The sequence below is a fragment of the Acinetobacter sp. AB03 genome (genome assembly GCF_058107045.1).
On sequence record NZ_JBUEBA010000002.1, the window covers coordinates 3,175,960 to 3,198,532 of the forward strand.

Sequence of the window (22,573 nt, forward strand, 5' to 3'; positions counted from 1 at the left end):
ATCAATCAATGAAATATTTTCGATCGATCAATCAGTAAAAATCCACACAAGTTGTTCTTCATAATCTCTTAATGATCTTCCTAACACCTCGTCAGTGCTAGAAGCTGGACTCAATACACTCAACAACTCAGCACTTCGTGCTTCGTTCGTTTCCGTCTATCTCGTCGGTATGGGGTGCATTCTAGACCATTACGAAATCTTTGCAACCCCCAAATTCACTTATTTGAAACGGGCGTTGGTTTTTTCTACAAAACTTAAGAAAAATCGTATTTTTCATCTATTTTTTGATCATATTTATCATTTTTTCTCTTATTTCTTTCAACATGAGCATTTCATTTCCAATCTTTAAAAGTCTTTTAAGCTTGAAATTTAAGCCTTAGCATTTATTTTTTCTTTCAGCAGAGTCTTACCAATCTTCTAGCAACGTTGTTTTCAGGCTTAAAATCACTCTTTATTCCGTTCATCTCTGTATTTTTGATAAATCATCTTTCTAAAGACGTAGTTCTTTATTTAATACGCGCCTAAGCTGAAAAACTGTCACATTGCTATAAAGACACCTAATTATTTAACAAGAATGGAGTGCTTAGTCTGTTTTTATTTCATTTGCGCAATAGCAAAGCCCTCTTCTATCCACATCTCAATCAAAATAATTCAAGACAGAGCTGAAATAACAGCCACGATAAAGCTTAATGATACAGAGCATCTAGATATAAGTAGAAAACGCTGTGCTATCTACCTGTAAGGTAATGACCATCTTTATTTAAGAGCCTGTTGCACCTAACTTTTATGACAACTCGTTATTTGTCTGCGAGAAACTGATTTTAAAAAACTAAATTTTTGCCAATAAAAAAGGAAGAGATCTCTCCCAAAACCTCTTCCTCGGAGTTAGATCGTTATCTGATCCATAGATGTCATTATTATAGTTATCTTAAAAAAAGTCCCTTGGGGAAGAGACTTGAAAACTGTGGAGAGTTATTCTTATTGACCCTTCTAGCGATGTTAAAAACATCGACTAGACGTTGAAATCTTATACACACTCATTTTAAATTGCAATATTTTTGGAAAAAATTAAGCATTGTTTTTATAAGGTTTTTTTTGAATTTACTTATTTGATTTTTTTATAAAGATTAAAAAATAAAAAGCAGGCCGAAGCCTGCTTTTATATCAATGACTTAAAGCATATATATGCACTGACTTAGTCTGTAAAAGTGACTTTCGCAATGGCTTTTTTACCCGACTGGATAATTAAAGTGACATTTTCTTTAACAGAGAAACTCATATCGACCACGTTCCAATCGACTTTGACCGCACCACGACCCACGGCATCTTTTGCCGCTGCAGCATTTGGGTTTAAACCGGCTACGCGAAGAATTGTTGCAATAAACAACTCGCCACCAAATTCTGCACGTGAAATTGTCACTTCAGGTGTTCCTTCGGGTAACTCACCCTCAGTAATCAGATTACCTGCACCTTTATGTGCATTTTCTGCCGCTTCTGCACCATGGAAACGCTCTACCAACTCAAGCGCAAGAATCTTTTTCACTTCTTGTGGATTACGCCCTTCAGTAATTTCGTTTAGCAGAACTTTAATGTCTTCAACGGATTTAAAGCTGAGTAAATCGAAATAGCGTTCAATTAAAGCATCTGGCATCGAAAGAACTTTTTGATACATCGCGCCTGGTGCATCAAATACTCCAATATAGTTCCCCAAAGACTTAGACATTTTGTTCACACCGTCTAAACCTTCAAGGATTGGCACTGTAATGCAGACTTGCGCTTCTTGATCATAACGACCTTGAAGTGTACGCCCCATCAATAAGTTAAATGTTTGGTCTGTGCCGCCTAATTCAACATCTGCCTCAAGGGCAATCGAGTCATAACCTTGAACCAATGGATATAAAAACTCATGAATTGCAATCGGTTGATGGTTGTTATAACGCTTGGTGAAGTCATCACGCTCAAGCATGCGAGCAACCGTTTGCTGTGAGGCCAATTGAATCAAGTCAGCAGCCGTTTTTTCGGCAAACCATTCAGAGTTAAAACGCACTTTGGTTTTATTTGGATCAAGAATTTTAAACACCTGTTCTTGATACGTTTTTGCATTTTCAAGCACTTGCTCACGCGACAATGGTGGGCGTGTTGCACTTTTTCCAGTCGGGTCACCGATCATCGCGGTATAATCCCCAATCAAGAAGGTCACATCATGACCCAAGTCTTGGAAAGTTTTCAGTTTATTAATTAAAACCGTATGCCCCAAGTGCAAGTCAGGCGCAGTCGGGTCAAAGCCCGCTTTAATTTTTAAAGGACGATTTTCTTTTAATTTCTTCAGAAGATCTTCTTCAGAAATAATTTCATGCGTGCCTCGTTGAATGAGAGCAAGTTGTTCTTCAGCCGGCAGGAAATTTGACATCACAAAACCCAAACACATCAGTTATTCAATTTGTGCGATATACTAACACTTTTTCAGCACATTGCAGGCTTTAGAGTAATCATGACAGCGATCTATATTGGGGTAATGACTGGCACCAGCATGGATGGTGTTGATATTGTTGCTGCTTCTTTTGATCCATTGCAGCTTCACGCCACCCTCACTCTTTCTTTCGACCCAGATTTACGCGATGAACTGATGGCACTCACTTTGCCCGGTGACAACGAAATCGACCGCATGGGCAAGGCAGATGTGGCTTTAGCAAAGATGATTGGCGAAGGCATCAATCAGCTGATTGAGCAAAGTCATTTAGATCGTAGTCAAATCAAAGCTATTGGCTCACATGGACAAACCATTCGCCACCGTCCAGAGCACGGTTTTACCCTGCAAATTGGTGACCCAAACATCATCACTGAAATCACCCAAATTCCTGTGATTTCAGATTTTCGACGTCGTGATATGGCCGCAGGTGGCCAAGGTGCCCCGCTGGTTCCTGCGTTTCACCAAGATATATTCCAACATGAGAGCATTCATCGCGTCATCTTAAACCTAGGCGGCATCGCCAATGTCAGCATGTTGCCTGCAGGCCAACCTGATCAGGTCTACGGTTTTGATACAGGCCCAGCCAACATTTTAATGGACGCTTGGTGTGAACGTTTTACTGGGCAGCCCTACGATGAAAATGGCAATTGGGCAGCTTACGGCCATCCGATTCGCAGCCTGCTCGATCGGCTACAATCACATGAATATTTTTCCAAAGAACCACCGAAAAGTACCGGTCGTGAAGACTTCAATCTAGAATGGCTAGATGAACAAATTGCCGACTGGCGCAATGACCTTGAATACGACGAGCTTGAAGACAGTCCTGAAAATGTTCAGGCCACCTTAATGAAGCTCACCACACGCGCCATTAAAAAAGCCATCTATCGCTCCGATATGGATACTGGTGAAGTCTACGTCTGCGGCGGTGGTGCGTATAACTCGCATCTTTTAGAACAATTACGCTGGCGCTTACGTAAGCACAATTGGTCTGTACAAACCACCTCCGCGATTGGCTTAGCCCCAACGTGGGTGGAAGCAACCGCCTTTGCTTGGTTGGCCATGCGCTTTATCCAACAACTCAGTGGCAATTTGCCGACAGTGACAGGTGCACGGGGCGACCGTATTCTCGGGACGATTACTGCGGTTTAAACATCAAAGCGCTTCTAACCTTTTAGTCGCAACCCGAGCAAATCAAAAAAAGCCAGTCAGGTGAATAACCGACTGGCTTTTTATCTATTTCAGCGATTTTTTGCTGTTAATGTTAACGCATCATCAACTTGGCATTTTCCTGCCGAAAGGCTTTTAAAATTTGCTGTCCCGCTCGTCCAGTAGGGCTTAAACCTAAACGGATTTGCTCCTGTCGAATGGCTTGACGAGTTTTATCACCAATCAAACCATCTACCGCACCAATATCATAGCCACGATTCAGTAAAAACTGCTGAATTTCACGACGTTCAGAACGTGAAGTGCCTGCATCATCAGTTGGCCAAGTTGTACTAAAACCGCCTTGCCCTTGTAAACGGTCTGACAAATGCGCAATCGCTAATGCATAACTTTCTGCTGCGTTATAACTATAGATTGCATCAAAGTTTTTAAACACTAAAAACAGTGGACCATTTTCACCAGCAGGTGCCATCAACCCCGCTTGCGAGCTAGAAGATAAATTGCCTTGAATTAACGCTGAGCCATCTGCGCGTACCAAGCCATTCTGCACCCAGTAAGACAATGACTTCTTATTGCGACGACTTTCACCACTCAGAGAAATCGCTTGCGGATTTTTTACTTCAAAGCCCCAAGGCTGCCCAGTTTGCCAACCGCGTTTTTTGAGGAAATTGGCTGTTGATGCCAAAGCATCTGTAGTACTCGACACCAAATCACGGCGTCCATCGCCATCAAAGTCGACGGCCAGCTCTTCATAAGTCGATGGCATAAACTGGGTATGGCCAAACGCACCTGCCCATGAGCCTTTCAGTTGTGACTCCGTTAAATCGCCACGCTGTAAAATACGCATAGCGGCAAAAAACTCTCCACGGAAATAGCTTTGGCGGCGCCCTTCACAACTCAATGTGCCTAAAGCTTGTAATAATGGATATTTACCTGAAATATCGCCAAAATTACTTTCCACGCCCCACACGGCAACCACGGTCTCCGCAGGCACACCATATGCTGCCGCAACACGATTCAACACTTCACGATGCTGCGCCAATTTTTGCTGACCTACTGCAACACGCTCATCATCCACCAATCCTGACAAATAATCCCAAATCGGCGTGGAAAATTCAGGTTGGTAATTTAATTTTTCAATCACAGAATAATCAGGCGCTAAATTTTGTGTGTAGCGATCATAAGTGGACGCAGACACACCATTCGAAATCGCTTGGTTTTTTAAATTGGCAATACAGCTTTGAAATGAATTCTGAGGACGATAATCGGAAGTTGCGACATTTGAACTGCCTGTAACTTTTTGACCATTAATAATAAGCTCAGCATTCGCCTGAGTCGCCGCTAAAAAAAATGAACCTAAAAGAAAAGCAAAACGGTGCATAAAATCCCTAATGATTCTTTATCTCTGAATTATGCTTTTAACCTTAACACTTTCGATTTCACTTTTCTGAATCAAAACGTAAATGAATATTCATTTTGGTTTAAATTCAAAACCATCTTTTAAATTTAAAACCACTTATCCACAATACTACAGATCTCAACTTTTGAATTCAAAAACAACCTTTAGTTCAGCAAGCACTTTAAATTCAATCATCTTGTTTTAAATTTATTTTATCCACATTTTTATTTAACATTCATAATCAACAATATACAAAGAATTAAACTTCGAAACCCAAGCTCAATATTTTTAAATTCAAAACTTTAAATTCATCTCACAGACTTTAAATTTATTGTTTTGAATTTAAATTCAAACAGCATCAAAACTTTTAAATTCATTTTAAATTTAAACACTCGATTTAAATTTAAAACCCACTTTTAAATTCAAAATTTTACTTCTATTTTTTAAATTCAAAACATACTTGAAAAGATATCCACATACCCAAGTTGATAGAGCTCTCTACTGTTTCACTTTCTTTTAGGTGAAAACCAGTGTCACATTCAATTGTAGACGCTGTTTTAAACGTGCTTCTCTGCACAAAACTCGCTTTATTTTGCTTTCAGTTTATTTTTCTATGCGCTAATTTTATCAAAACGGATAAAAAACACTCAATTTATTTCAATTTTGATCCGATTAACGGTCACTTTTTTCAAAGAGGCGCAATCATGCCTGAATGAGTCCAAATAAAAAAGCGACCACTATCGTGATCGCTTTTTTTAACAACAACTGAAGCTTTAGATGGTCATATCTTCGCTCAGTGCCAATGGATTTGGTAAGATTTTAGCCAACTGGCGACATAGCATCGTGAGTTGAGCGGTATCATTCGGCATTAAAGTTAGGTGACCAATCTTACGACCTTCACGTTCTTCCTTATTATAAAGATGTAGATGTACACCTTCTAAGGCCAAGACTTGTTCAGACTGTGGATACTGACCAATAATATTGATCATGACCGTAGGGCGAACGACTTCAGTTGAACCCAAGGGTAAGCCTGCAACTGCACGAATATGGTTTTCAAACTGAGAGCATACTGCGCCTTCAATCGACCAGTGTCCTGAATTATGCACACGTGGCGCCATTTCATTGGCATACAAACCTTTGTCTGTTACAAACAGTTCTAAGGTCAACACGCCAACATAATTCAAATGATTCAATAGGCGAGTGATGTAGTCTTGTGCAACGGGTTGTAAGTCCGCACTATTCGGTGCAGGAACAATCGAATGCGACAAAATACCATGATGGTGATGGTTTTCAGCCAATGGCCACGTTTTCACATCGCCATTTTGACCACGTACCGCAATGATCGAAACCTCACGCGAGAAGGTCACAAAGCTTTCTGCAATTAAACTACCAGCAGGGCCTAATTCAGCCCATGCTTGTTCAATTTGCTGCTCAGAACGCAATACGAACTGACCTTTACCATCATAGCCACCTGTGGCTGTCTTCAGCACAATCGGTAAACCCAGCTCAGCAACCGCAGCGCTTAAATTTTCTAGGGAATCTACCGCTTTATAAGGCGCAACAGGAATCTCAAGCTCATCAAATAATGCTTTTTCAGACAAGCGATGCTGTGCAATAGCTAAAGCCTGACGCGGCGGATGCATATCTTTTTGCTTGGTCAACACATCAACATCAGACAAAGGCGTATTTTCAAACTCAAGGCTGAAGACATCTGCACTGGCAATAAAGTCTTGTAAACCGTTTTCAGTTTTGCTTGAAATCACCGTTCCTAAAGCCGCTGAAGGGCAGTGGGTACTGCTATCAAAAAACGTACATTGAATATTTAGTGGCAAAGCCGCTTGTGCCATCATGCGACCCAGCTGCCCACCACCAAAAATACCGATGGTTTTATTCATGAGGAATGCCCCGTATTAAGCTTGGCCTGGAATATTGCTGCTTGCGACTTTGTCGGTTTGTGCAGCACGGAAATCTGCTACATTTTTTGCAATTTCAGGACGTGTCAGACCTAAAATTTGTGCTGCCATAATCGCGGCATTGGTTGCGCCTGCTGGACCAATTGCTAAAGTACCCACTGCAATACCTGCTGGCATTTGCACAATGGATAACAGTGAATCGACACCGTTTAAAATCGAAGACTTCACTGGCACACCCAGTACAGGCAAATCAGTTTTCGCCGCACACATTCCCGGTAAATGCGCCGCACCGCCTGCACCCGCAATAATCACTTGGATACCACGGTCACGTGCTTGTTCAGCATATTCAAAAAGACGATCTGGCGTACGGTGCGCAGACACAACTTCCGCTTCAAATGGGACACCAAGTTGCTTAAGCATATTGGCAGTGTGTTCGAGAGTGGCCCAATCTGATTGAGAACCCATGATAATTCCAACGAGAGGAGTGTCTTGTGAAGCGGCCGCATTCATTGCAATGTTTCCAGAGATAGTTAAGAGAGATAAATCTCGACTAGCGCCAAGCTTTAATAAGAGCCCCGTATTATAGACTGATTTTTCAGCTCTCCAAAATTTAACCGTGCAACTAAATGCAGATTTTTCTTGTTTTTTTATTTCGTAGCATAAAACTTAAATAAAAAGAGGACTGTAGCCTCATTTTTTGAGTTATTGGCTGCGAAAAACAAAATACACACAACCAAATAAACACAGTCCGGCCCACAAATAATCGAGCTTAAAAGGCTGTTTAAATAAGAAAAGCATAAACGGTACAAAAACCAAGAGCGTCACCACTTCTTGGGTGATTTTCATTTCACCCATTGACCAGCCTTGCTGTGACAGCATACGGGTCGCAGGAATCATAAAACTGTATTCCACCAATGCAATGAACCAGCTAAATAAAATGGCTTGCCAAAGCGGCACACCCGGCAAAAATTTTAAGTGTCCATACCATGCAAGTGTCATAAAACAGTTGGCAATAATCAATAAAATAAAGGGCAGGGACATGAAGCAAGATCGCCGAGTTTAGGAGCATTTTATTCTACGTTTTTTGCTAGGAAATTCAGCAAATATTGCACTTTTTAGCCGACTTTTTTACAAAATAAAAGCGTTGTTCAACGCCGCAGAATAATTAAACGATTAGATACAAGAATCACTATCTTTTCGCTAAGCGCCTTGCTATGGTTGCTTTCACATCGAATTAATCACGACAACAGCACCAACAATACGTGATGTGTCTATAAAAGCAGTGGAGTGAGGCGGAATGCATCTGCATATTTTGGGTATTTGTGGCACCTTTATGGGGTCTTTAGCGCTTTTAGCACGTGATCTTGGCCACACAGTGACGGGTTCGGATCTAAACGTTTATCCTCCCATGTCGACCCAACTCGAAAATGCAGGCATTACCTTAATGCAAGGTTATGACCGCAGTCATTTACAACCGCATCCTGATTTAGTCATCGTCGGCAATGCCATGAAACGCGGGATTGATGCCGTTGAATACATGCTCAATGAAGGCTTGCCCTATATTTCAGGCCCACAATTTTTGGCCGATCATGTGCTCCAAGGCAAACACGTACTTGGTGTAGCAGGGACCCACGGTAAAACCACCACCACCACCATGTTGGCTTGGGTATTGGATCAGGCAGGTTTAGAGCCAGGTTTCCTGATTGGCGGTGTACCGTTAGGTTTCTCTGAAAGTGCGCGGTTAGGTGGTGGCAAATACTTCTGTGTCGAAGCCGATGAATATGATTCTGCCTTTTTTGACAAACGTTCGAAGTTCGTGCATTACCACCCAAAAACAGCCATTTTGAATAACCTTGAATTTGACCATGCCGACATTTTTGATGATCTAGCAGCGATTCAAAAACAATTCCATCACTTGGTTCGTACTATTCCAAGTGAGGGTCGTATCATTGCGCCAATTACTGAAAGCAATATTGATGAAGTTTTAGAGCAGGGCTGTTGGACACCTGTGGTTCGTACCTCTTTAGAGGCCCAAGACAAGTCTGAATTGTATGCCGAACAACTCAGTGCTGATGGTTCACACTTTAAAGTACTCCAACACGGCGTGGTGAAAGGCACGGTGCAATGGAACATGACAGGGCAGCACAGCGTAGCCAATGCTTTGGCGACTATCGCTGCGGCTGAACACGTCGGCGTGAGCATTGAAACAGCGTGCGAAGCACTGTCTAACTTTGGCGGCGTGAAGCGCCGTATGGAGCTTTTAGGCACGGTGCGTGGCGTTGAAGTGTATGATGACTTTGCCCATCACCCAACCGCAATTGATACTACGCTAGAAGGCGCACGTAAGCGTTTAGGCGAACGTAAGTTGTGGGCAATTATTGAACCTCGTTCAAATACCATGCGCATGGGAAGCCATAAAGATGGACTCGCGCACTCTGCGCGTTTGGCGGATGAAGTGATTTGGTATCAACCAGAAGGTTTAGACTGGGACTTACAACCTGTCATTGCGGCTGCACCCAACAAGGCCGTAGTCGCACGTACATTAGATGATATTATCCATACCATCGTCAGTGAAGCAGGCGAGGGCGATGCAGTCGTGATCATGTCCAATGGTGGCTTTGGTGGTTTACACCAAAAATTGATCAGTGCCTTGAACGCAGAATAAATTGTCCCATTAGAAGAAAAAACCCGCATATTGCGGGTTTTTTTACAAGCATACCCAATTAAAAACCAGACATCGTACCCGTATATTCAAAGTCTTTTAGTTTTGACCAACCTTGAACCGTGTCTCCCAAGCGTTTGCTGAAATACATGATCGAAACCCACTGTTCTTGGCCATCATCATAGGTGCTATAAGCAGTGATATGGTCATTTTTAATCATAAACAGATCTTTGATTTTACAAGCATTGCTCGGTGCTGAATGAAAATACACTCTGGTTGGAGCAGTCACTTTCATGCCCCAACGTGGAATAATCTGAACTTCTTTTTGTTCTGCCTTTTCCTCAAGTTTTACACAATCTTCAGCATGCAATAAAGGGGCAACTGAACAGAATAGGGCCATAGATAAAAGCGTCTTCATATACTTTAATTTCACCATCATTCAGCGCTGCAAAACACAAAATAGAACTGTAATGGCAGCTATATCGATCTCATTTTAGTTTAACGCTTAGAACCGCGATGAATGCTGTGAACAATTAAGCCGCGACATCTTCAAAACTTTTCTCACGGCGAAACATCACATCGACATAAGAGCAGGTCGGGATAATCTTCAGGTTTTTCTCACGTGAAAAATCAACCAGAGTATCCAACAGCAAACGCGCCACACCTTGACCTCGCAGTGAATCATCGACCCAAGTATGGTTGGCATCGATGGTTGTGTCATCCCGCCAAATATAACTAATTTCAGCAATGCGCTGACCTTCTGCATTATTTAAAAAAAACTCACCTTTTTGATCGCGATCTACATGTTGAAATTGCATAGCACACTCGTTGAATGGATTGATTTATCGTTCTCTATCTTAGTGAAATAAAACATCATGAATAGATGGATCTTTGTCGAATACCGATTTGGAAAAAGGGCACAAAGGTAAAATTTTCACACCCTTATCACGGGCAAAGTTAACCAAAACATCCAATAACTGACGCCCCACATGTTGCCCACGGAGCAACTCACTGACCCAAGTGTGATCAATGATAAATTTATCGTCCCCAGCCCAACTATAAGTCATTTCCGCCACACGCTCGTTTTCTTGCTCAACAAAAACTTCGCCTTTACTACCTGTTTCTTGATGTTGAATTTTCATTATTATTCCTCTTTGGTTTACTGTTTTTTTTTAGCTTGCCACAAATTGAAGTAAAATTTTGTCTCATTTATATTTCATCTACAATTTTCTTTAATATTTGCTTAAACCATAAAAATATGCGATGCTTAGCTCACTTTTGGATCAAATCCAAAACCAAATTTATGTTGAACAAGGGGAGTAGCCTCCTCCAAACGTGAAAAATCAATGCCATGCATAACTTTCACGTGTCAGATTATCGTCATTACACTTTGCAAAAAGTCGGTATCTGAGCATTTTAGCGCACAAAATACATACGCTAAAATGTAGGCAAGACCTTGATCATGTTGTCACAGATGTTTATTTCATCTGGCAGCAGGTCAAGGTTTTTTTGTGGCCGATTGCTGGATGTGGAGGATTTCATGGAATCTATCGGCAATTTATGGCTATACCTTGCTTTTTTCGGCATTGTTACCGTGATGCTACTGATCGACTTTTTAGGCTTTAAACAAAAAGAAGGCCAAGAAGTTAAAATCAAAACAGCCGCTTTATGGAGTATTGCGTGGGTTTCCGTCGCATCACTCTTTGGTGCAGGTCTCTGGCTTTATCTACAACAAACTGCAGGTGTCACTGTGGCCAATACCAAGGTCATGGAGTACTTCGCAGGTTATCTACTTGAAAAATCTTTAGCTGTCGACAACGTCTTTGTCTGGCTGATGATCTTTGCTGCTTTTGCCATCCCACCTGCACTACAACGCCAATTACTGCTGTATGGTGTATTGGGCGCGATTATTCTACGTACCATCTTTATTTTTATTGGCGCGTGGTTTGTACAAGAGTTCTCATGGATTCTATATATCTTCGGTGCGTTCTTGGTGTATACGGGTTTCAAATTCTTCAAAGGGCAAAACGAAGAAGAAACCGATATCGAAGATATGGCGATCTTAAAATGGCTACGTAAACATATGCGGATTACCCCGCAAATGCATGGCAATAAGTTCTTTGTCCGTCAAAACGGGATGTTATGGGCAACGCCGCTGTTCTTGGTGTTGATTCTAGTTGAAGCGTCGGATGTGATTTTCGCGGTGGACTCCATTCCTGCAATTTTCGCGGTGACTTCTGATCCGTTTATTGTGTTGACTGCAAACTTAATGGCGATTTTGGGTCTACGTGCGATGTTCTTCTTGTTGTCTGGTGCAGCAACCAAGATGCATTATCTCCCGTATGGTTTAGGTATTATCTTGGTATTCATCGGCTTTAAGATGCTCATGTTGGATGTGTTCCATATGCCAATTTGGATTTCACTGGGCTTTATTGTGTTGGTGCTGACCATTACTGCGATCTTGTCGATTCGATACAGTAAGAAACATCATCAAACCACCCTCTAATGTTTTAAAAAAGCCTTCCACTGTGAAGGCTTTTTTGATGGCTAAATCTTAAATTGTACAAGACTTAATCCTATGATTTTCGGTGCAAATGTACTGTACTTTATGCAGACAGCTCCCTATGATAAGCGGGCTTAAAACCCTTGGTTTTACCTGTAAAAATAAAAGAACCTGAAGGTTGCTCATCCATGCGTACCAAAAAATTAACTCTTGTTGTAGTGCCGGTTTTACTCACGGCATGTAGCGGTTCTAAAACCCTACAACAGGATGTTTACAATAACCAATACAACTGCTACCAAGACTGGCATTTTGAACTGTGCGAACCTGCTAACGAAAATAGCGAATCGAGCTATAGTGGCTCTACTGGGGTTTATATCGGCCCACAATATTATAAAAATAACCGTAAAGTCCGTTACATGGGCCAAATCTTGAAAGCTCGCGGACGTCATTCGACGGGTACACCCAGAATCTCAACTCACGTTTTTAGCCATGCCAAATCCCAACCCATTCGTGGAGGCTTCGGCCGTGGCGGAGGCTCGTTCGGAGGTTAATACATGAAACGAGTTCTATTCCCTGAGCGAGCAAACTGGCAACAGGCGCATCAAGAGATCGGTTTTGACTACTACAACTTGCCGTCGCGGGATGGTTCAATGTATTGGTCAGAAGGGGTAGCTTATGAGTTTAGCCTCAAGCAAATTGAACAGCTTGAAGATGCCTCGAACGAATTACACCAAATGTGTCTTGAAGTGGCAGGGGATATGATTCAACGCGGTCATTATCCCGAATATTTTCAACTCCCCCCAGCAGCGATTCCTCTGATTGAGCATTCATGGAAAAACCAAGCGCCAATGCTGTATGGTCGTTTCGATTTTGCCTATGATGGTCAAGCCATCAAAATGCTGGAATACAATGCCGATACGCCAACGGGTTTACTCGAAGCCTCAGTTGCATAGTGGCATTGGATTGAACAGGTCGAAAATATTGCAAACCGTGATCAGTTCAACAGCATTCATGAAAAGCTAATTGAGCGTTGGAAACAGCTCTATCCTGCGCGTAGCCGTGTCCATTTCGCAGCCTGTCAAGAAGCAGGGCGTGAAGATTGGGGCAATTTAGAATACCTCATGGATACTGCTTTTCAGGCAGGCTTAAATGTCAGCGAACTGTCGATGGAAAACATCGGTTGGAATGGCACAGCCTTTGTCGATTTGCATCAGCAAGAGATTCAGCATTTATTTAAGCTATATCCGTGGGAATGGATTTGGGAAGAAAGTTTTTCGCAGTTTCTCAAACCCGAAACCGAATGGATTGAACCATGTTGGAAAATGCTGCTCTCCAATAAAGCCCTATTGATCGAGCTATGGAAACGCTTTCCGAATCATCCATTGTTATTAGAAACCCATGCTTATGATGCGCACGCCCACTACGCAGGGAAATGGGTACGTAAGCCCATCTTAGCGCGCGAAGGCGCAAATATTCATATCTTACAAAACAATGTCGATTGCGGCGCAGCCTCAGGTAGTTTTTACTTCGATGACTACGACAAATATGGTTATGTCATGCAGCGCTGGGTAAAAACTCCGTTGCATGAAGGCATGCTGCCCACCTTGGGACTTTGGATGGTCGGAGATGAATGTGCGGGGATGTCACTGCGTGAAGATGTGTTTGATGTGATTGGCAATGATGCGCATTTTGCTGCGCATTATTTTGTGGAATAAAGTGGCGCTCTAAATCACCTATTTAAAATAAGTGTCCAAAGATTAATGCGGGTCTGTTCAGGCGTTTTAGTAGGAGCACCATCACTTTTAGGTTATTCACGACAGAGTCTTATCTTTTTTAAGTTCGATACTGGGAGCTCAATTATTCTTTTGTTTCGCCAAATGAGAAGCGAAGCTTTGTAAGGAAAGCATTTGTCCTCCGCAAAACCTATTCACTTTCTATAATTAAAAAATTTGTGTTGCAAAAACAATCTATTCCAAACACTACGCAGGTTGCGGATGACGCTTCCGTGTATCAAATAATGTTTAAGTTGAAAAAGAAAATGCCTGTCAAATCTAAAACTGACAGGCATATATTCAAAGACAATATTTTTTCAAGCTTAAATGGTATGCGCTTTAACCCGCTTCATATAAGACACCAAACGCGTAAAAAATAAGATTTGCAGGAAAATGGTAAACAGCGAAATAGTCCACTCATACCAATTATCAAACGCCGTGCCTTCTAGATTAAAAGCAAAATAAAGCCCCAATAACAATGCCCCAAATACAACACCAGCTACAGTGGTTTGTACCAAAATGAGAAAAGACAACGCTGTGATTCGACCTAAGAAATGCTCACCCTCATCGCCACCATTGGCTTTATAAGCGCTTTGAATCCCGATAAACATAATCAATAAAGTCAGAAGTCCCTCAACGCCAATCACACGGACATCACCATAGGGTGAATACATGCCGTAGTAATACACCACTGAAACCAATAAGGCGGTGACTAAGTAATAATTTTTATAATGCTTTTTATCGAGGGTATTGCTAGATAATTCATGTGCTAATGCTTTGGTATTCCAAAAATACATGCCGGTCATGGTCTCTTATTTTATCAATGCCGACACTGTACTGACTCAGCATTTAAAGATAAAGACTTTCTCAACAAAATTTTGCGAATAGATTGAATCATTTAAGCTCAAAGCTTGTGCGTATGTATTACATAAAAAATCATGATCTTATCGATGGCACAGGTACATGTCTGGCTTTAAAACAGTTCAAGTTCTAAGAAAATACTGTTCCAGTCTTTCATTTAAAATGTAGCGTTCACAACACACATAAAAACTTCAGTAAATAGCCGTGAAAAAAATCCAGTTTACGGTACAATCAATCGAAAAAAAGTCAAAACGCAGGTTTAAAATGTCTTCTGTAGTTGCAACGACGGCGGTTCGCGGTCGCTTCCTAGATATTCAGAATACGGTTGCCCAAGCGCGTGAAATTCACGACCAAGTGCGTTACGTAGAAGATGGTTTACTGATTAGCCAAAATGGCAAAATCCAATGGTTTGGATCTTGGCAGGAGGGGCAACAGCACCTTCCTGTTGGCGTCGAGGTTCAGCACTATCCTGAACAATTGATTGTGCCGGGCTTTATCGACACCCACATTCATTTTCCACAAACAGAAATGGTGGGGGCCTATGGTGAACAGCTACTCGAATGGCTCAATACCTATACCTTCCCAACTGAATTACAATTTTCCGATAAAGCCTATGCAGACCAGATTGCCCAATTCTTTGTGCAAGAACTGCTGAAAAATGGCACCACCACAGCCTTAGTCTTCTGTACTGTGCATACCGAATCAGTCGATGCACTATTTGAAGCAGCAGGGCAGCACCAGATGCGTCTGATCGCAGGTAAAGTCATGATGGACCGTCATGCACCTGAAGATCTGTGCGACACACCTGACAGTGCTTATGCGGACTCTAAAGCACTGATTGAGAAATGGCATGGCAAGGGCCGTAACCTGTATGCGATTACGCCACGCTTTGCTCCAACCTCAACACTAGAGCAATTGGCTAAAGCAGGCCAGCTCAAAGCTGAATACCCAGATGTGTATGTGCATACGCATTTAAGTGAAAATAAAAATGAAATCGCTTGGGTGAAAGACTTATTCCCTGAACAGCAAGGTTATCTCGATGTTTATCATCACTTTGGCTTAACCGGTTCGCATTCGGTCTTTGCCCACTGTGTGCACTTAGAAGAGGCTGAGTGGGACTGCATGCATCAGACTGACTCTGCCATTGCTTTCTGTCCGACCTCCAACCTATTTTTAGGTAGTGGTTTATTTCCGTTGAACAAGACTTGGGAAAAGCAGGTAAAAGTTGGACTGGGTACAGACATTGGTGCAGGGACCTCTTTTAACCAACTACAAACTCTGAATGAAGCTTATAAAGTGCAGCAGCTTCAGGGCGATAAACTGTCTGCTTTTGAGTCGCTCTACCACGCTACGCTGGGCGGTGCCAAAGCACTGAGCTTGGATGATAAACTCGGTAACTTTAATTTGGGCAAAGAGGCCGACTTTGTTGTGCTCGATCTCAAAGCAACTGCGCTGCAAGCATTACGTCAGCAACGTGCAAAAGGGATTGAAGATGCGTTATTTGCCCTAATGACCATGGGTGATGACCGTAATATTCATGCGACTTATATTTTTGGTCAGAAAGCCTATGTGCAAAACTAAGTAGCAAATAGCAAAAATTTAAGCAGCTAATCGAGTTTTGAAACAACTTTGATTTTCGCCTCTAAACCAAGCAGCATCCCGCCTGTAATGAAATGATTACATTTCCAGCGGGCAAAAGGGGGTGCATCTCGTTTAGAGATATATTAAAATTAATGCATATATAGAGGTGTTGCAGGTCAACGCCTTTTTTATTTTTGATTTTTTTTAATTTTTAGGTATCTACCCATGACCGTTCAAATGAGCGTAATGATTTCTACTGAAGAGATTCAAGCGAAAGTAAAAGAGCTTGGTGCACAAATCGATGCGCATTATGCAAACAGTGATAAGGAACTCGTACTGATTGGTTTATTACGTGGTTCAGTCATTTTCATGGCAGACTTATGTCGTACCATTTCAAAACCCCATGAACTCGATTTCATGACGGTTTCGAGCTACGGTGGCGGTACGGTATCTTCACGTGATGTAAAAATTTTAAAAGATTTAGACGGTGAAATTCGCGGTAAAGATGTCTTGGTCATTGAAGACATCATCGACTCAGGCAACACCTTGAGCAAAGTACTCGAAATTTTAGAAACACGCTCTCCCAACTCAATTGAACTATGTACCTTAGTCAGCAAACCTTCACGCCGTGAAATTGAACTCGATGTGAAGTTTTTAGGCTTTAATGTCGAAGATCGATTCATTGTGGGTTATGGCTTAGACTACGACCAAAAGTACCGTCATTTGCCATTTATTGGTGAAATTGGTCTTTAAGATCAATCGACAAAAGAGTGGCCGAAGGCCACTTTTTTTATTTTTATCGTGAGCTAAGTACATAAAACATACAGTTTTTAGCAGATTCGCTCTACTGCACAGTCGCATTATGCCTGATGATATTTTTGCACATGATGTAAAAACAAAGACATGATAAAAAAGGAGCTGGCTCATGTGGTCACTTATTGTTGCAATCGTGATTGGTTTTATTGCAGGTCTCATCGCACGCGCTATCCATCCTGGCGATGACAAAGCGGGATTTATTGTCACTACTTTACTGGGGATTGCAGGTTCTCTCGTAGCCACTTATGGTGGTCGTTTACTTGGTCTCTATAGTGAAGGCTCTGCCGCAGGCTTTATTGCGTCAGTTATTGGGGCTATTGTTATTCTATTCATTTACAACATGGTCACAAAAAAAACCTAAACTCAGCCATTAAAAAAAGCACCGTTTCAGGCATTGCTGTCCCACAATTTTTCACAAGAGGAAGCTCAAATGAGCTTCCTCTTGTTTTATGGGTATTCGTATTGGTATTCACCAGGCAAGTCGCTCTGACTTGTGGGTAAGGGGCAGCTGCTGTTTTGCCTTTGGATGAACCAAAGTGCTTAAAGTTTTCTTCTGTATGAGGCATAGACCAAACAACACCATCTACAGCACAAACGCATAGACCGTGAAAGTTGCTATATTGTTGTTGTGAGTCTTTAAACCATGCCTGACTTAATGTCGAAAATAAAGCACTCATGGGCTCTAAGCCTAAGCGCTGTCTTGCTTGTACGGATGCACTCGGTACACAGTATTCTGCCGTACCGAAAACAAGTTGCAATTGTTGAACCACATACCAAATCGGTTGATTTCGAAATAGAGCAAGTCCGATCACCAGCCAAACAACATGTTCAGCAGGCAGTTTTCTTTTTCGAATTGATGCTTTACCTGTTTGGTTTAAGCAATCTTCAATCCAGTTTAAATCAATCAATTCACTGAATTGTGAAAGTGAAGGTAGGGTTTGTTTTAATGTTAAATCTAAATTCTGAGATAAATTCATAAAAAAAGAGCGTATTTACATACGCTCTTTTTACAGTATTTTAACTTTTTTTGCTTAACTGACTGGCATTACTGATCAGAGGGCTTTTTTATCAATAGCAGTATTACTTTCCAATACAGAACGATCCAAAAATTTTCCCAAGCAAATCATCCGCACTAAAATCCCCTGTAATTTCGCCGAGAGCATTTTGCGCCAAACGTAGCGACTCTGCGACCAACTCACCTGCGTTATACACCACCAATTGTTCACGCGCTTCAGCAAGGTAAAGCTGAGTGCGTTTCATTGCGTCTAAATGGCGTGTACGTGCAATAAAGGTATCTTCTTCTGGCTGGAAGCCTGCATGCGCTGTAATCGCTTCTATGAGCGCTTGAACGCCAGTTTCTTGCTTTGCCGAAACCATAATATGACGGAAGCCGTTAAAATCTTCGATATGCGATGTCGTTTCCATCAAATCACACTTATTGCCAATCAGCATTAAACGTTTCGGTTCAATATGCTCAGCAAAATATTCTTGCGCCAGTTTGAGTGGGTCTTCGCCTTGGCTTAAGTCATAGACCAAAAGTAACAGATCGGCTTGCTCAATTTCTTTAATGGCACGACGAATCCCTTCTTTTTCGACAATATCACCTGTTTCACGTAAACCTGCGGTATCAGTTAAGGTAATGGGTAAGCCATTCAGGGTAATTTTTTCATGTAAGACATCCCGCGTCGTACCCGCAATATCCGTCACAATGGCGCGTTCAATGCCCGCTAATGCATTGAGCAGTGATGACTTACCCGCATTCGGTTTCCCAGCAATCACCACTTGTAAACCTTCACGCAGCAACTGTCCTTGACGAGCCGATTGTTGCACTTGGTTCACAGCAGCCGTAACACCATCTAAAAGATTTAAAATTTTCCCGTCCGCAAGAAAATCAATTTCTTCTTCAGGAAAATCAATCGCAGCTTCCACATGCAAACGTAGATGAATCAATTGCTCCAACACGCGATTTACTTTAGTTGAAAATGCGCCTTGTAATGAACGTACCGCAGAACGTGCAGCGGCTTGAGACGTCGCATCAATCAAATCGGCGATCGCTTCAGCCTGTACCAAATCCAGCTTGCCATTTTCAAAAGCACGCATGGAAAACTCACCGGCTTTTGCTGCAATCGCACCGAGCTCCAACAAACGCCCCAGTAAAGCATTTTGAATGACAGGGCCACCATGACCTTGCAACTCAACCACATCTTCACCAGTAAACGAGTTCGGGTTCGGAAAACAAATCGCTAAGCCCTCATCCATCACCTCGCCAGACGCATCATAAAACTGGCGAAAACCTGCAAAACGGGCTTTCGGTAAATCTTTTTGGGTCAAGGCCTGTGCAATCTCATAAGACTTGGGACCAGATAGGCGAATGACCCCGACACCACCACGCCCAGGTGGTGTTGCAATGGCAGCAATCGTAGTTCGGTTGTACATAACATTCACCTAAAAATCTTAAAAACGCGCAAAGAAAAATCCGCCTAAGATTACCATCTTAAGCGGATTTATTCAGCTTTTCGCGAAAAGTTGCCTCGATTAACTCGACGCACTTTCCTTATTCAAACGGTCTTTTTCAACAGATTTGTTGATCAAGGTCTGCTGAATAATCGTAATACTGTTGTTGACAATCCAGTACAACACGAGACCCGCAGGGAAGAACAGCATAAAGACTGTGAAAACAATCGGCATGATTTTGAAAACTTTCGCTTGCATTGGATCAGCCGGTTGTGGGTTTAAAGACTGCTGAATGAACATCGTTGCGCCCATTAACAGCGGTAAAATAAACCACGGATCCATCGCTGACAAATCTTGAATCCAAAGTAACCATGGCGCATGACGAAGCTCAACAGACTCCATCAACACCCAGTACAACGCAAGGAAGATTGGCATTTGTAATAACAATGGCAAACAACCCGCAAGCGGATTGACTTGTTCACGTTTATACAGTGCCATCATTTCTTGAGAGAAGCGCATACGGTCTTCACCGAACTCTTCTTTCATACGTTGCATTTCAGGTGCAATGACACGCATTTTCGCCATTGAGCGGTAGCTCTTAGACGACAATGGCCAAAGAATCAGTTTCACCAAGACCGTTAACAAAATAATTGCCCAGCCCCAGTTACCCACTAAACCGTGGAAGAACTCAAGACCCAAGAACAATAATTTCGCAATTGGCCATAACCAACCATAATCAACAGTTTGGTTTAACCCTGTTGCAAGCTCTTTTAACTCAGATTGAACTTTAGGACCTGAATAGAAAGTCGCATCAATCTCAGCCACTGTACCAGCAGGCACAGTAATCGTCGGCGAAGTAAAACCAATGATATTCATATCATCCGTTGACTTACGCGACTCTAATTTCGCGACATAAGGTTGACCATTGGCTTGCGTCAATTTTAAGTCACCAGGAATCCAAGCACTCACAAAGTAGTGCTGAACCATAGCAACCCAGCCGCCTTTCGCCTCAACATTCAATTTTTCTTCATTGAAGTTAGCAAATTTAAGCTTGTTATAATGTTCTTCAGGCGAACCCCAAGCACCACCTAAGAAAGTGCCCAGCGTGAAAATACCTTGATCCGATTTGCCTGGATCATCAGAGTTGTCACGTTTGAGTTGACCAAACATTTGACCCTGCCAGTTTTGACCACTGCGGTTCACCACTTTATGGTTCACAACAACAGGATATTCACCTTGCTTAAAGGTAAAGGTTTTAATGATTTCCACACCATCAGCTGTTTTCAGTACCATCGGTACGGTTAACACTTTGATGCTTTTTCCATCTTCAGTTTGAACCGCCTTGGCATCATTCAATGTATAAGCAGATTTTTCAATCTCATACATTGGACGACCGCTACGGTTACTGTCTGGACCATTAAGACCAATTAAACCAGACTGCGCCACATAAGTACGTTTTGCATCACTTTCAAGCATGACAAATGCTTCGTTACTGTCTTTGCTCTTGTCATGGTTTAACAATTCAATACGAACAATATCACCACCTTTAGGATTAATCCAAAGATGATAAAGGTCAGTTTGTACTGAAATAAGCTGTTGATTTACAGATGCTTTTGCTTCTGTAGCTGGTTGCTGAGTCGCGATATTTGCTTGTGGCATATCAGACGCTGCTGAAGCCGTTTGAGCATTTGGCAAATCTGCAGATACTTCATGTGAAACTGCTGCAGCCTGTTGTGGCTGTGGCTGAGTCTCAGCATGTCCATAATCTTTTTGCCAAGCCAAAATGAGCAAATAAGCGACAACAAACATGGCCCCGAGAATGGCAAACCTGGCCCATTGTTGCATATCGATTACCCCAAGTGGTTAGAGTGATTTTGGTTCAAGAAACAATCACGAAAGGGTACAGCAACCAGATGCTTTTGAGAATCTATTTGCTGAAAAGAGATAAAACGAATCCTTTTGTTTGGAACAGGGTCATACCCCGATCCACCCCAAGGATGACAACGGCAAATACGTTTAGTAGCCAACCACACACCACGCACAGCACCATGTGTATGGACTGCTTCCAATGAATATTGAGAACATGTAGGGATATAACGACAACGCGGTCCAAGTAAAGGACTAATCGCAATTTGATAAAATCGAATTAACCAATGCAGTAACCGGACCATTGGCCATCTCTACTTTTGCAGGGAGGGAGCTATTTTTTGATGCTTTTTGGCAAGACGTTGTAATTTTTGCCAAGCAAATTGTAATTGCTGGTGCAACTCTGCATTAGGCACTGTTTCTATCCCCATTTTAGGCATAACCACAATATCTAAAGTTAATTGCTGTTGATGCAAGCGAAAACTTTCGCGAGCCAAACGTTTTACTCTATTTCTTTCGTGTGCACGACGCACTTTCTTTTTAGCAACAACAATACCCAAACGACTTTGAGGTTGTTCGGTCAGTTTTGCTAGAAATAAGAAATGGGGCTGATGCACTTTAAAAAGCGCACCATCGAAGACACTTTTATAATCGGCAGCACAGCGAATACGAACCTCTGTGCTGAAGCCATAAAGTGTAGTCATAACACCCAAAATCGTTTAAGCCTTAACTATTAATTAAACAGTTAAGCTGTGACGACCTTTTGCACGACGACGAGCTAATACTTGGCGACCAGCTTTAGTAGCCATACGAGCACGGAAACCATGAACGCGCTTACGCTTTAATTCAGATGGTTGGAATGTACGTTTCATATCGAAACTCCAAAAATGATCATTCAATGAAGGTTCGCGAGTTTAGTGTTCATTGCTTGAGCTGTCAATGGGAAACCGATTTTCTTGTGAAATTAAGCCTTTTTATTTGTAACAGCAGCTTGAGCTTGCTCTTTTCTCGATAACATTTAAACAACTGCACTTTTTTCTTATACACAACCTAGATTATTGTTTATTAAAGTGATATAAGTTACCAACAAGATTACCCACACAATTATCCAC

General features: G+C 42.0%; 21 protein-coding genes and 2 pseudogenes. 8 read left to right on the top strand and 15 right to left on the bottom strand.

All coding sequences use genetic code 11. The features are described from left to right. Positions 1-1,195: 1,195 nt before the first annotated feature. Complete coding sequence (tyrS, locus tag ACY3FQ_RS15960; RefSeq protein WP_094148828.1) at positions 1,196-2,428, bottom strand: tyrosine--tRNA ligase; 1,233 nt, start codon at positions 2,426-2,428, stop codon at positions 1,196-1,198. A 63-nt stretch (positions 2,429-2,491) separates the two neighbouring features. Here tyrS and ACY3FQ_RS15965 point away from each other — a divergent pair, with 63 nt between their 5' ends. Beyond that, positions 2,492-3,619: an anhydro-N-acetylmuramic acid kinase gene (locus tag ACY3FQ_RS15965; protein ID WP_058952469.1), complete on the top strand. Its 1,128-nt coding sequence runs from the start codon at positions 2,492-2,494 to the stop codon at positions 3,617-3,619. Between the two features lie 112 nt (positions 3,620-3,731). Here ACY3FQ_RS15965 and ACY3FQ_RS15970 read toward each other — a convergent pair whose 3' ends face one another. The 4 genes from ACY3FQ_RS15970 to ACY3FQ_RS15985 form a co-directional block, all read right to left on the bottom strand. Then, complete coding sequence (locus ACY3FQ_RS15970; protein ID WP_489774353.1) at positions 3,732-5,015, bottom strand: lytic murein transglycosylase; 1,284 nt, start codon at positions 5,013-5,015, stop codon at positions 3,732-3,734. A 791-nt stretch (positions 5,016-5,806) separates the two neighbouring features. Further along, positions 5,807-6,928 (bottom strand): 5-(carboxyamino)imidazole ribonucleotide synthase, encoded by a 1,122-nt coding sequence (locus ACY3FQ_RS15975; protein WP_489774354.1) that lies wholly within the window; start codon positions 6,926-6,928, stop codon positions 5,807-5,809. Positions 6,929-6,943: 15 nt separating this feature from the next. After that, on the bottom strand, positions 6,944-7,456 hold the full coding sequence (gene purE, locus ACY3FQ_RS15980) for a 5-(carboxyamino)imidazole ribonucleotide mutase (protein ID WP_058870640.1): 513 nt from the start codon (positions 7,454-7,456) through the stop codon (positions 6,944-6,946). A 192-nt stretch (positions 7,457-7,648) separates the two neighbouring features. Beyond that, entirely contained in the window at positions 7,649-7,987 is a 339-nt protein-coding gene (locus ACY3FQ_RS15985; RefSeq protein ID WP_004977754.1) for a DMT family protein, read from the bottom strand. Positions 7,988-8,243: 256 nt separating this feature from the next. On the opposite strand from ACY3FQ_RS15985, the gene mpl reads away from it, so the two are divergent. Continuing rightward, positions 8,244-9,611 carry a UDP-N-acetylmuramate:L-alanyl-gamma-D-glutamyl-meso-diaminopimelate ligase gene (mpl, locus tag ACY3FQ_RS15990; protein ID WP_489774355.1) on the top strand — a complete coding sequence of 456 codons (1,368 nt, stop codon included), beginning with the start codon at positions 8,244-8,246 and terminating at the stop codon, positions 9,609-9,611. 58 nt (positions 9,612-9,669) lie between these two features. Here mpl and ACY3FQ_RS15995 read toward each other — a convergent pair whose 3' ends face one another. The 3 genes from ACY3FQ_RS15995 to ACY3FQ_RS16005 form a co-directional block, all read right to left on the bottom strand. After that, entirely contained in the window at positions 9,670-10,047 is a 378-nt protein-coding gene (locus ACY3FQ_RS15995; protein ID WP_489774357.1) for a hypothetical protein, read from the bottom strand. A 94-nt stretch (positions 10,048-10,141) separates the two neighbouring features. Then, entirely contained in the window at positions 10,142-10,426 is a 285-nt protein-coding gene (locus ACY3FQ_RS16000; protein WP_058870643.1) for a GNAT family N-acetyltransferase, read from the bottom strand. A 39-nt stretch (positions 10,427-10,465) separates the two neighbouring features. Then, positions 10,466-10,750, bottom strand: coding sequence for a GNAT family N-acetyltransferase (locus ACY3FQ_RS16005; RefSeq protein WP_062031177.1), 285 nt, complete (start codon positions 10,748-10,750; stop codon positions 10,466-10,468). A gap of 398 nt (positions 10,751-11,148) precedes the next feature. Here ACY3FQ_RS16005 and ACY3FQ_RS16010 point away from each other — a divergent pair, with 398 nt between their 5' ends. From ACY3FQ_RS16010 to ACY3FQ_RS16020, 3 genes and pseudogenes are all read left to right on the top strand, one after another. Continuing rightward, complete coding sequence (locus ACY3FQ_RS16010) at positions 11,149-12,114, top strand: TerC family protein (protein WP_419381099.1); 966 nt, start codon at positions 11,149-11,151, stop codon at positions 12,112-12,114. Between the two features lie 185 nt (positions 12,115-12,299). After that, positions 12,300-12,662 (top strand): hypothetical protein, encoded by a 363-nt coding sequence (locus tag ACY3FQ_RS16015; protein ID WP_058952476.1) that lies wholly within the window; start codon positions 12,300-12,302, stop codon positions 12,660-12,662. A 3-nt stretch (positions 12,663-12,665) separates the two neighbouring features. Then, positions 12,666-13,826, top strand: a pseudogene (locus ACY3FQ_RS16020) (glutathionylspermidine synthase family protein). A 380-nt stretch (positions 13,827-14,206) separates the two neighbouring features. Here ACY3FQ_RS16020 and ACY3FQ_RS16025 read toward each other — a convergent pair. Continuing rightward, the gene (locus tag ACY3FQ_RS16025; protein ID WP_489774439.1) at positions 14,207-14,680 is read right to left on the bottom strand and encodes a hypothetical protein; all 474 of its coding nucleotides are present in this window, start codon (positions 14,678-14,680) and stop codon (positions 14,207-14,209) included. A gap of 328 nt (positions 14,681-15,008) precedes the next feature. On the opposite strand from ACY3FQ_RS16025, the gene guaD reads away from it, so the two are divergent. The 3 genes from guaD to ACY3FQ_RS16040 all read left to right on the top strand — a co-directional run bounded on the left by guaD (position 15,009) and on the right by ACY3FQ_RS16040 (position 17,502). After that, positions 15,009-16,325, top strand: coding sequence for a guanine deaminase (guaD, locus tag ACY3FQ_RS16030; RefSeq protein WP_489774359.1), 1,317 nt, complete (start codon positions 15,009-15,011; stop codon positions 16,323-16,325). A gap of 225 nt (positions 16,326-16,550) precedes the next feature. Continuing rightward, positions 16,551-17,078 (top strand): hypoxanthine phosphoribosyltransferase, encoded by a 528-nt coding sequence (gene hpt / locus ACY3FQ_RS16035; RefSeq protein ID WP_004697480.1) that lies wholly within the window; start codon positions 16,551-16,553, stop codon positions 17,076-17,078. Positions 17,079-17,250: 172 nt separating this feature from the next. Next, positions 17,251-17,502, top strand: coding sequence for a GlsB/YeaQ/YmgE family stress response membrane protein (locus tag ACY3FQ_RS16040; protein WP_004977734.1), 252 nt, complete (start codon positions 17,251-17,253; stop codon positions 17,500-17,502). A gap of 94 nt (positions 17,503-17,596) precedes the next feature. On the opposite strand, the pseudogene ACY3FQ_RS16045 reads toward ACY3FQ_RS16040, so the two are convergent. The 6 genes and pseudogenes from ACY3FQ_RS16045 to rpmH form a co-directional block, all read right to left on the bottom strand. Then, positions 17,597-18,118: pseudogene (locus ACY3FQ_RS16045) on the bottom strand (transposase domain-containing protein); the annotation flags it as partial. Positions 18,119-18,221: 103 nt separating this feature from the next. Next, the gene (gene mnmE / locus ACY3FQ_RS16050) at positions 18,222-19,577 is read right to left on the bottom strand and encodes a tRNA uridine-5-carboxymethylaminomethyl(34) synthesis GTPase MnmE (RefSeq protein ID WP_279702138.1); all 1,356 of its coding nucleotides are present in this window, start codon (positions 19,575-19,577) and stop codon (positions 18,222-18,224) included. Positions 19,578-19,676: 99 nt separating this feature from the next. Then, positions 19,677-21,440: a membrane protein insertase YidC gene (gene yidC, locus ACY3FQ_RS16055; RefSeq protein WP_004697434.1), complete on the bottom strand. Its 1,764-nt coding sequence runs from the start codon at positions 21,438-21,440 to the stop codon at positions 19,677-19,679. Positions 21,441-21,445: 5 nt separating this feature from the next. Continuing rightward, complete coding sequence (yidD, locus tag ACY3FQ_RS16060; protein WP_004977726.1) at positions 21,446-21,766, bottom strand: membrane protein insertion efficiency factor YidD; 321 nt, start codon at positions 21,764-21,766, stop codon at positions 21,446-21,448. A gap of 9 nt (positions 21,767-21,775) precedes the next feature. Then, on the bottom strand, positions 21,776-22,165 hold the full coding sequence (rnpA, locus tag ACY3FQ_RS16065; RefSeq protein ID WP_039890852.1) for a ribonuclease P protein component: 390 nt from the start codon (positions 22,163-22,165) through the stop codon (positions 21,776-21,778). Positions 22,166-22,198: 33 nt separating this feature from the next. Further along, positions 22,199-22,333, bottom strand: a complete 135-nt coding sequence (gene rpmH / locus ACY3FQ_RS16070) for a 50S ribosomal protein L34 (RefSeq protein WP_000831329.1) — start codon at positions 22,331-22,333, stop codon at positions 22,199-22,201. Between the last annotated feature and the right edge of the window lie 240 nt (positions 22,334-22,573).